The organism is Nonomuraea sp. NPDC049784, assembly GCF_040659615.1.
GTDB lineage: Bacteria > Actinomycetota > Actinomycetes > Streptosporangiales > Streptosporangiaceae > Nonomuraea.
Map to the genome: position 1 here is coordinate 1 of NZ_JBFAMX010000391.1, position 9,635 is coordinate 9,635.

9 protein-coding genes and 1 pseudogene are annotated in these 9,635 nt (G+C 70.2%); 4 read left to right on the forward strand and 6 right to left on the reverse strand.

The window, feature by feature from the left end:
• Positions 1–246, forward strand: a pseudogene (locus tag AB0J09_RS44425) (NAD(+)/NADH kinase); the annotation flags it as partial.
• Between the two features lie 3 nt (positions 247–249).
• Here AB0J09_RS44425 and AB0J09_RS44430 read toward each other — a convergent pair.
• Positions 250–1,464, reverse strand: a complete 1,215-nt coding sequence (locus tag AB0J09_RS44430) for a YibE/F family protein (RefSeq protein ID WP_360705246.1) — start codon at positions 1,462–1,464, stop codon at positions 250–252.
• A 121-nt stretch (positions 1,465–1,585) separates the two neighbouring features.
• On the opposite strand from AB0J09_RS44430, the gene AB0J09_RS44435 reads away from it, so the two are divergent.
• Together AB0J09_RS44435 and AB0J09_RS44440 are read left to right on the forward strand one after the other, a co-directional pair.
• Positions 1,586–2,293, forward strand: a complete 708-nt coding sequence (locus tag AB0J09_RS44435; protein ID WP_360705249.1) for a DUF72 domain-containing protein — start codon at positions 1,586–1,588, stop codon at positions 2,291–2,293.
• The gene (locus AB0J09_RS44440; protein WP_360705251.1) at positions 2,294–3,265 is read left to right on the forward strand and encodes a magnesium transporter CorA family protein; all 972 of its coding nucleotides are present in this window, start codon (positions 2,294–2,296) and stop codon (positions 3,263–3,265) included. It abuts the gene before it with no gap.
• On the opposite strand, the gene AB0J09_RS44445 is transcribed toward AB0J09_RS44440, so the two are convergent.
• The 4 genes from AB0J09_RS44445 to thrS form a co-directional block, all read right to left on the reverse strand.
• Positions 3,160–3,699: a DUF1850 domain-containing protein gene (locus AB0J09_RS44445; protein WP_360705254.1), complete on the reverse strand. Its 540-nt coding sequence runs from the start codon at positions 3,697–3,699 to the stop codon at positions 3,160–3,162. The two genes, AB0J09_RS44440 and AB0J09_RS44445, sit on opposite strands and share 106 nt — an antisense overlap.
• An 11-nt stretch (positions 3,700–3,710) precedes the next feature.
• Complete coding sequence (locus AB0J09_RS44450) at positions 3,711–4,658, reverse strand: TAXI family TRAP transporter solute-binding subunit (protein WP_360705257.1); 948 nt, start codon at positions 4,656–4,658, stop codon at positions 3,711–3,713.
• Positions 4,655–6,682, reverse strand: a complete 2,028-nt coding sequence (locus AB0J09_RS44455; protein WP_360705260.1) for a TRAP transporter fused permease subunit — start codon at positions 6,680–6,682, stop codon at positions 4,655–4,657. Before AB0J09_RS44455 ends, AB0J09_RS44450 begins: the two co-directional genes overlap by 4 nt.
• 88 nt (positions 6,683–6,770) lie before the next feature.
• A complete protein-coding gene (gene thrS / locus AB0J09_RS44460) occupies positions 6,771–8,006 on the reverse strand; it encodes a threonine--tRNA ligase (RefSeq protein WP_360705263.1) in 1,236 nt (411 codons plus the stop codon).
• A 136-nt stretch (positions 8,007–8,142) separates the two neighbouring features.
• Between thrS and AB0J09_RS44465 the strand changes: the two genes are divergently transcribed.
• The gene (locus AB0J09_RS44465; RefSeq protein WP_360705266.1) at positions 8,143–9,117 is read left to right on the forward strand and encodes a LuxR C-terminal-related transcriptional regulator; all 975 of its coding nucleotides are present in this window, start codon (positions 8,143–8,145) and stop codon (positions 9,115–9,117) included.
• Positions 9,118–9,219: 102 nt separating this feature from the next.
• Here AB0J09_RS44465 and AB0J09_RS44470 read toward each other — a convergent pair whose 3' ends face one another.
• Entirely contained in the window at positions 9,220–9,501 is a 282-nt protein-coding gene (locus AB0J09_RS44470) for a GNAT family N-acetyltransferase (protein ID WP_360705269.1), read from the reverse strand.
• Between the last annotated feature and the right edge of the window lie 134 nt (positions 9,502–9,635).

Consider the following 9,635-nt stretch of genomic DNA (forward strand, 5'->3'; position numbering starts at 1 on the left):
GCGCACTCGGCGTTCAACCGGGCGCTGGTGCTGCCCGCCGACGAGGACGTGACGCTGGAGGTGCTGTCCACCAGCGGGAGGCTGGCGGTGGAGGTCGACGGGGCCGTGGTGGCGCATCTGTGCCCGGGCGACGTCATCACGGTGGCCGCGTGGCCCGGGGCGGCGAAGGTCGTCCGGCTGGGCACCACGTTCTACGAGCGGGCCCGGCGCAAGCTGCGGGTGGACGGCAGCATCGAGGCCTACTGATCCCTATGTACGGGCACGGCGTCGGTGACGGGCCGGCCGCTCCGACGGGGTGAAGAGGTCTTCCTGGGCGTCGCGCGGCGCGAAGAAGCCGCCGTCGTGGGTCTCCTCCGCAGGGTGGTTCTCCGGGTGGTGGCGGGAGGCCGTCAGGGCCGCCAGCGCCGTGGTGATCGGGACGGCGGCGATGAGGCCCACCGTGCCGACGATGCTGCGGACGATCTCCTGGGCGATGACCGGTGTCGTGAGCACCTCGCCCAAGGGCTGCTGACCGATGCTGAACAGCAGCAGCAGCGGCAGCGACGCCCCGGCGTACGCCAGGATGATCGTGTTGATCACCGACGCGATGTGCGCGCGGCCGATGCGGCCGGCCGCCCGGTAGAGGCGGGTGAAGCCGTACGACGGGTTGGCGTGGGCCAGCTCGGCCACCGTCACCGCCTGCGTGACCGTGACGTCGTCGAGCACCCCCAGCGCGCCGATGATGATGCTCGCCAGCAGCAGCCCCTGCGTGTCGATCTTCAGGCTCATGTCGAGCGCGAGCGCGCTGTCGTCGGTGATGCCGTTGAGCCGGGCGAACCCCAGCGCCCCGTACGACAGCACGCCCGTGAGCGTCAGGCTGGCCAGCGTGCCCAGCACGGCCACGGACGTGGACAGTGAGAAGCCGTGCGTGAGGTAGAGCACGGTCAGCATGATCGCCGCAGATCCCACGATGGCCACTAGCAGGGGCGACTCGCCCTCCAGGATGCCGGGGATGACGAATGTCAGCAGCAGCACGAACGTCACGACCAGCCCGACCAGCGCCGTCACCCCGCGCCAGCGGCCGAAGGCGATGACCGCCAGCGCGAACGCCGCCCCGAACACCCACAGTGGCGCCGTCCGGTCGTGGTCGGAGATCTGGTACTTCCCGTCCGCGCCGTGCAGCAGGATCACGTCGTCGCCCGCGGCGAAGTGCTGCGCGCCCGGCCCGCTGGGCAGCCGGAGCGTCATGACCTGGCCGCCGTCGACCCGGACGACGGCGTTGCCGCAGGTGGCGGGGTCCGGCTGGGGCGCGCCTTCCGGGGCGGCGGGGCACTGCTTGAGCTGGATGCCGGTGACCGTCCCGGTCACGCGCTGCACGCTGGACTGCGCGGCTCCGGTGTCCGCCTTGCCGTCCGGCCAGAGCCACAGCAGGGCCGCCAGCGTGACGACCGCCAGCGGCACCAGCACGGCCAGGCCGGCCACCACCGTCCGCCGGGAACTGGGGGGATGTGCGTGACCGGCGCCCACTCGAAGTCCCCCTTTGACGTCGATGTCCTCCTCGGGGGACGACAGTACTGCATGGCCCCCCGCTGGGTAGGCGTAAAGCATGTCGTCGCTGGTGGGCACCTCGGGGTGGCAGTACAGGCACTGGCGCGGGGTGCTCTATCCGGAGGGCGTGCCGCAGCGGCTCTGGCTGGAGATGTACGCCGAGGAGTTCCCGACCGTCGAGAGCAACAACGCGTTCTACCGGCTGCCGAGCCCCGAGAACTTCGCGGCCTGGCGGGACCGCACGCCCCCCGGATTCGTGATGGCGGTCAAGGCCAGCAGGTTCCTCACCCACATCAAGCGGCTGGCCGACCCTGAGGAGCCGGTGGAGCGGCTGATGAGCCGCGCGTCGGAGTTGAAGGACAAGCTCGGGCCCGTCCTGCTGCAGCTCCCGCCGACGCTGAAGGCCGACCCTGGCAGGCTCGACCGGTGCCTGCGCTGCTTCCCCGCGGGCGTGCGGGTGGCCGTGGAGCCGCGGCACGAGTCCTGGTGGACGGAGGAGATACGCGAGATCCTCGACGCGCACGAGGCCGCCCTGTGCTGGGCGGACCGGCTGGGCAAGCCGCAGAATCCGCTGTGGCGCACCGCCGAGTGGGGGTACGTTCGCATGCACGAGGGGCCGGCCCACTGGTCATACGGCGACACCGCGCTGAAGACCTGGGCGAGACGCGTGCACGAGGCGGGCTGGCAGGACGTGTACGTCTATTTCAACAACGATCCTGAAGGAGCGGCTGTGCGTAACGCGCGAAGATTTGCCAGACTCGTCTAGGTGCATACGCGTCTGTACAGGAATGGCGTCCTCGAGAAGGAAGGGTTCCCGATCGAGGAGGTCTCCGACTATGTGGGAGACCAGGACAACACGGTCTGGTTCGATCTGTGTCATCCCTCGCCCACGGACCTGGGCGTGATCAGCGAGGAGCTGGGGCTGCACGAGCTGGCGGTCGAGGACGTGCTCTCCGACCATCAGCGGCCGAAGGTCGATATTTACGACAACCATTTGTTCATCACGGTCTATGGCGTGCACTTCGACGAGGGCCGGCTCGACCCCGTCGAGGTGAACGTCTTCGTCACCAGAAACGCCCTGGTCACCGTACGCGAGAGCGACCACTTCGACATCGGCGAGGTGGTCAAGCGCTGGAACGCCGCCTCCCGCCTGGCCGAGCACGGCGTGTCGTTCCTGCTGCACGGCCTGCTCGACTACGTGGTCGACAGCCAGTTCGACCTGGTGCAGGACCTCGACGCGCAGGCGGAGGCCCTGGAGGAGTCGCTCTTCGAGGAAGACGGGGTGCGGGACGGCAGGGAGCTGCAGCGCAAGATGTACGAGCTGCGGAAGAACACCACCAGGCTGCGCAAGATCTCGATGCCGATGCGCGAGGTGGTCGGCACCCTGCTCCGCCGCGACCAGGAGCTCATCGCCGACCCCGTGATGATCCCGTACTACGACGACGTCTACGACCACGTGCTGCGCGTGGCCGAATGGGTGGAGTCGATCCGCGACATGCTGGCCAACGCCCGCGAGACCCGGCTCTCCCAGCAGGGATTCCGGCTGAACGAGATCATGAAGCGGCTCACGGGCTGGGCCGCGATCATCGCCGTCCCCACCGCGATCAGCGGCTTCTACGGCCAGAACGTGCCCTATCCGGGCGAGGGCCAGCCGTGGGGCTTCTGGACGGCCTCGATCCTGACGGCCGTCACGTCCGTGGCGCTGTACACGGTCTTCAAGAAGAAGGACTGGCTGTAGAGCGACGGGCAGGGCTCGCTCCGCACGGCCAGCCGCGCCTCGACGGCCAGCCGCACCTGCGCGGCGCCGTACGCCGGGTAGAGGGGCAGGCAGCGGCCGCCCGAGGCGAGGGTCCTGCGGCCGATCGAGGTGGTGAGCAGGGACAGCTCCTCGTACGTGGCGGGCGCGGCGAGGCGCAGCACCCACGCGCCGTCCGAGGTGCGCGTACGCGTCCCGTCGAGCGCGTAGTAGTCCAGGACGCTCTCGTTGGACGACACGACCGCCCGCATGGTGAAACGACGCCCCTCCACGGTGAACACCTCCGCGGAGGGCGCCTTGTAGATCGAATGCACGTACAGGATCGAGAAGGCGCCGGAGACGACGGGCAGGCCGTTCACGGTGAGGCGCCCGGCGCCGGAGCCGGGGCAGAGCGCCGCCACCGCCGCGAGCGCCACCAGCAGCTTCGTCAGGCCTTTTCCTTGTAGTAGCGGGCCGCACCGGGGTGCAGCTGGACCGGCGCGACCTGCTGGGCCAGCTTGACGTCGAGCTTCTTCGCCTCCGGGTGCACGGCCGCCAGCTCGGCCTTCTTCTCGAACAGGGTCCTGGTGATGTCGTAGGCGAGCTGCTCGTTCATCTCGTCGGGCACCAGCAGCACGTTCGGGATGACGACGGTCTTGATCGTGCCGGACAGCTTGTAGAGGGACAGGTCCACGTCGTGCGAGGCGTACTGCTGGCCGTACGTGGACTGCATCTTCGCCAGCACGTCGCTCGTGTCGAGGATCTTGATGTCCGGCTTGCTCGTGGCCAGGTCGGTGATGCCCGCCGTGGGCAGGCCGCCGACCCAGAAGAACGCGTCGATCGTGCGGTCCTTGACGGCCTGCACCGCCTCGCTGATCGACAGTTGCTGCTTGGTGATGTCGGTGTCCGGGTTGATCCCGGCGGACTGAAGGACGCGCCTGGCCACGACCTGCGTGCCCGAGTTGGCCGGGCCGAGCGAGACGCGCCTGCCCTTCAGGTCGGCCGCCTTGGTCGCGCTGACGCCGGGCGAGACCACGAGGTGCGCGTAGTTGTCGTAGATGCGGGCGATGGCCTTGACGGGCTGCTTCGAGGTGAAGGTGTCCTTGCCGTTGACCGCGTCGGCCGCGGTGTCGGCCTGGGCGAAACCGATGTCGGCCTTGCCCGAGACCAGCAGCTTGATGTTCTCGACGGAGGCCGACGTGACCGACGCGGTGGCCTGGGTGTTGGCGATGTTCGCCGACAGTTGCTTGGCCAGGCCGCCGCCGTACACGTAATAGACGCCCGTCGTGCCGCCCGTGGCGATCGAAAGCCGGTTGCCCGAGCCGCCCGCGCCACCGCCGCCGCAACCCGCCGCGGTCAGGACGGTCGCGGCGAGTATCGCAAAGATCCGCTTCACGCTGGGTCCACTCTCCTTCTTCTGACGAGGTGCACGGCCGCGGCCACGGCCAGGACGGCCAGGCCGGCGACGATGGGGACGGGCTCGAGGAACAGCAGCAGCACCGCGGCCACCGCCGCCAGCACTCGCTCCGGCCAGCGGCTCAGCCCGCCGGTGGCCATGGCCAGGGCCGCCACGGCGATCGCCGAGACGGCGGCCATCAGCAGCACGGTGCCGATCGGTCCCTGGCCGAGCAGCGCCTGCCCGTTCGGCGTCAGCACGAAGGCGAACGGCACCAGGAACGCCGGCAGCGTGTAACGCCAGGTCATCATCATCGTCTTGTACGTGTTGCCGCCGGTGATCGCGGCCGCCGCCACCGCGGACAGCGCCGTGGGCGGGCTCACCTCCGACAGCACCGCGTAGTAGAAAACGAACATGTACGCCTCGGCCTTGGTGACGCCGAGGGCGAAGAGCGCGGGGCCGATGATCACCGCGGCGATGATGAAGCTGGCGGTCACCGGCACGGCCAGGCCCAGCAGCATGACCGCGATGCCGGACATGAGCGTGGTCAGGATCAGGTTGCCCGCGGCGACGTCCACGATGATGTCGGCGAGGTTCAGCCCGAGGCCGGTCTGCGTGATGATGCCGACGATGATGCCCGCCGCCGCGCACACCGCGGTCACCGGCAGCACTTCGAGAGCGCCCTTGGCCAGCGCCTGCGCGACGCGCTTCGGCCCCATCCGGTGCTCCGGGTCGAGGAACGAAAGCGCGAACGCGATGCCGGTGGCGATGACCACGGCCTGGAACGCCGACCTGTCCAGCGCCATCAGCACGATGATGAGGATGAGCGAGCTGAAGTGGTAGCCGAAGCGCAGCAGCAGGCGGCCCGCCTTGGGCGCGTCCACCTCCACGGCGTGGGTGCTGAAGCGGCGCGAGTCGATCTCGATGGCCAGGAAGATGCCGAGGTAGTACAGGATCGTGGGGATCGTCGCGTACAGGAGCACCTCGAGGTAGCTGACCTGGAGGTATTCGGCAATGATGAACGCCGCCGCGCCCAGCGTGGGCGGCGACAGGATGGCGCCGATGCCGCCGGCCGCGAGGATGCCGCCCGCCGGCTCCTTCGGGTAGCCCGCCCGGCGCAGCACCGGCCACGCGACGCTGCCCAGACTGACCGTGGTGGCCACGCCCGATCCCGACACGGTGCCGAGCAGGAAGCCGGCCGTGGTGACGGTACGGCCCGGGGCGGCGCGGGACTTGCGGAAGGCGGCGAAGCTCAGGTCGATGAAGAACTTGCTGGCGCCCGAGTAGTCGAGCACGGCGCCGTAAATCGTGAAAAGGATGATGTAGCTGGCGGCCACCTGCATGGGGACGCCGAAGAAGCCCTCGGTGCCGGTGTAGAGCTGCGACACGATTTGCCCGAGGTCGAACCCCCGGTGGCCGATCGTCCAGTTAATCGGCAAATATGAGCCGTAATAGGCATAAATCAGGAAAATTATGCAGATGATGGTCAGGGACCAGCCGACGGTGCGCCGTACCGCCTCCAGGAGCAGCACCGTCAGCGCCAGACCGGCCGCGATGTCCAGGCCCGTGAGCGCCGCGCCGGAGCCCCGCTCGCGGAACGCCTCGAAGTCGAGCAGCGGATAGACGAGCACGGCCAGCGCGAGCGCCGCCAGCACCCAGTCCGCGACGGTCGGCCGTTCCGGGCGCCGCGTCCCCGCCGGCTCGGCCGGGACGTCTGAGGCATCCGGCGGCGCCTTGACGGGCGGGCTCCCGGCCGGAGAGCCGTCGCGGGCACCGCGCCTGAACAGGAGCGACGGCACGCCCGACCGGTAGCAGAGGAAGACCAGCGGCAGCGCCGCCGCCAGGAACGTCATCCGGTGCTCGAGTGCCTCGATCGGCCAGAACACCACCACCAGCGAATAGGCCGACAACAGCCCGCCCACGATCCACACGCCGAGCCGAAGACCTCCGCTGAGCTCCCGCGCCGGGCGTTCCTGTTCGTGAGCGGAAACAAGCTCGGCCTCGCGGTCGCTCAGCTCGGTCAAAACATCCTCCCCGACACGGCGTTGCAGCGGACTTTACGAGTCCATTACGCGCCGAGGGAAGACTCCGTTACCCTTTCGATTCCGGGTTCTAGAACAAAGGTCGCGATTTCTCCGCAAGCCGCTCCACGGGCACGTCACCCGCCTGGCTGCCGTCGCGGAGCCTCACCGCCACCCCGCCGCTCGCCGCCTCGCGTGGCCCCACGACCAGCTGGTACGGCACCAGCCGATGCGCCCTGATCCTGGCTCCGAGGCTGCCCCGGTCGGCGGGCGCCAGCTCGGCCCGCAGACCGGCGGCCAGGCAGCGCCGCAGCAGGCTCGCGGCGGCGGGCAGTTCGGCGTCCGACAGCGGCAGCACCACGGCCTGTACGGGCGCCATCCAGGCGGGGAACGCGCCCCCGTGGACCTCGATGAGGTGCGCGAGCAGGCGCTCGATGCTGCCGACGACGCTGCGGTGCACCATGACGGGGCGCTCGCCCCCGACGTAGCCCAGGTCGAAGCGCTCCGGCTGGAAGAAGTCCACCTGGACGGTCGACAGGCTGGTCTCACGGCCCGCCGGGTCCACGATCTGGATGTCGATCTTGGGGCCGTAGAAGGCGCCCTCGCCGCGTTCCTCGTCGAAGTCGCGGCCGCGCTCCTTCAGCACGTCGCGCAGGATCGCCTCGGAGCGCGCCCACAGGCCCGGGTCGTCCACGAACTTGCCGCCGTCGCCGCGCAGCGACAGCCGATAGCGCGCGGCCCGGATGCCGAGCTGGGCGTGCGCGGCCTCGACCAGGTCGAGCGCGGCCGCCACCTCGGCGGCGGCCTGCTCGGGTGCGCAGAACACGTGGCCGTCGTTGAGCTGGATGGCCCGCACCCTGGTGAGGCCGCCCAGGACGCCCGACAGCTCCGAGCGGTATTGCCCGCCCAGCTCGGCCAGGCGCAGCGGCAGCCCGCGGTGACTGCGCCGGCGCGAGCGGTAGATGAGCGCATGGTGCGGGCACAGGCTGGGGCGCAGGACGAACTCCTCGCCGCCCACGTTCATGGGCGGGAACATGTCCTCCGCGTAGTGCGCCCAGTGGCCCGATCTCTCGTACAGCTCGCGTTTGCCGAGCACGGGCGAGTTGACGTGCTGGTAGCCGTTGCGGCGTTCGAGCTCGTGGACGTAGTCCTCGATGGCCTTGCGCAGGGCGGCGCCCGCGGGGAGGTAGTAGGGGAGGCCCGAGCCGATCAGCGGGTCGGTGTCGAAGATGCCCAGCTCGCGGCCGAGTCTGCGGTGGTCGTTCATGATCGTCCTTTTCACGGAAAGGGCGAACGACCAGCTCCCGGGCGTTCGCCCGGGAAGCATGGATTCAGCGCGCCGGGACGGTGTCCGGCGTCGTCGTGACGAAGGCGCGCTGCATGCCTCTCACCGTAGCATTCGGACGCTCGTGAAAAAAAGTTTCAAGAAGACCTCAAGGATTGGCAAATGATATAAAGGCTCGGTGGCCGAGATCACCCTGGACGTCTGCCAGCTGCAGGCGTTCGCCGAGGTCGGCTACCAGGTCGCGGGCGGTGGCGGCGGCGCGCATGGGGCGATGGCGGCGCTGCGCCGGGTGGTCCCGGTCGACGCGTACGAGTTCGTCGCCTTCGATCCGGCCACGGGGCGCCACCACAGCGTCGTCTCGGACGGCCACCGGCGCATCGATCATGACGCGGCCGAGGAGTACGCCGGGCTCGACGCGTACCGCAGGGCCATGGCCACCCGAGCCCCGGTACGCATGCCCGAGCCGGACACCGAGCGCTATTTCCGGCGCCACCTCGCCCCCTACGGGTGGCGGGCCGGGCTGACGGCGCCGCTGTTCCTGAGCGAGGGCCGCTACACGGGACTGCTGCACCTGGCCACGAGGGACGCCTTCCCGTGGATCACGGGGGCGCTGGTCGCGGCGGTCAGCCCGATGCTCGCGCACGTCACCGACCTGACCAGGTGTGTGATCGACCCGGTGGGGCTGCCGCCGGACTACCGGGCGGTCGCGTTCGACCGGGTGGGGACCCGGCGCCAGGTTCCCGGGCACGAGGCGTCGGCCGTGCTGTGGGAGGATCCGGCGGTGGCCGCGTTCGCCCGGGCGTTCATCGACTCCCGAGAGCTGAGCCGGCACGGGCTCTGGCTCGGCCATGACGGGTGCTGGCACGAGTTACGGCTGCTCAGGGCCGGTGTCGGGTTCCAGGGGGCGCTGCAGGGCGCCATCGTGGCCGAGCGGCCGTGTCTCCTGCCGTACGACCTCACGGGGCGCGAGGTGGACGTGCTCACCCGGGTGGCGGCCGGCGACTCCAACCCGCAGATCGCCGCCGCGCTCGTCCTCAGCGTCCGCACGGTGACGACCCACCTGGAGCACATCTTCGCCAAGCTCGGCTGCGACAGCCGTACCCGCCTCACCACCAAGGCCCTCGCCGAGGGCCTGTGCCGCCTCGACGTCTAGCGGCACCGCCGCACCACGTGCGTGGCGCTGTGCCACGTGCAGCGGGAGCGTCACGGAGGAGGCGGGACCCCTGCGCACGAGCACCGCATAGCACCCGCGGCCTCAGGCACGCAGGTCCATGGTCATCGTGGAACCCCAGGGGGCGCGGTGTTCCTCGTGGAATCCCATGGCCAGATAAAAGGCGAAGGCTCCGGGGTTGCCGCTGCCGACGCCGAGGTGCAGGCCGGGCACGCCACGGGCGCGCAGGGCGTCGACGAGGGTCGTGATGAGCCGGCGGCCCAGGCCCGAGCCCTGGCCTCGGGGCAGGATGTCGATGTGCAGGTGGGCCGGGTGAGCTTCGAGGAGACCGGCCGGCGCGCGCGGTGGCTCGTGGATGTGGGCGATGCGCCGCCAGTCCTCTGTGCCGTCGCCCGGGTCGGGGGCCGGCCGGCGGGGCGAACGTGGGGGCCGGCCGGGCCACCACGCGCACTACCCCCACAGGTCGAAAGCCGCGCAGTGGGCGGGTGGGAAGAGGAGAA

What these genes read in the sequence shown, in the direction of transcription:
- AB0J09_RS44435 (WP_360705249.1), top strand. Translation starts at nt 1,586, where the DNA reads ATGTCGTCGCTGGTGGGCACCTCGGGGTGGCAGTACAGGCACTGGCGC.
- thrS (WP_360705263.1), bottom strand. Translation starts at nt 8,006, where the DNA reads ATGCTTCCCGGGCGAACGCCCGGGAGCTGGTCGTTCGCCCTTTCCGTG.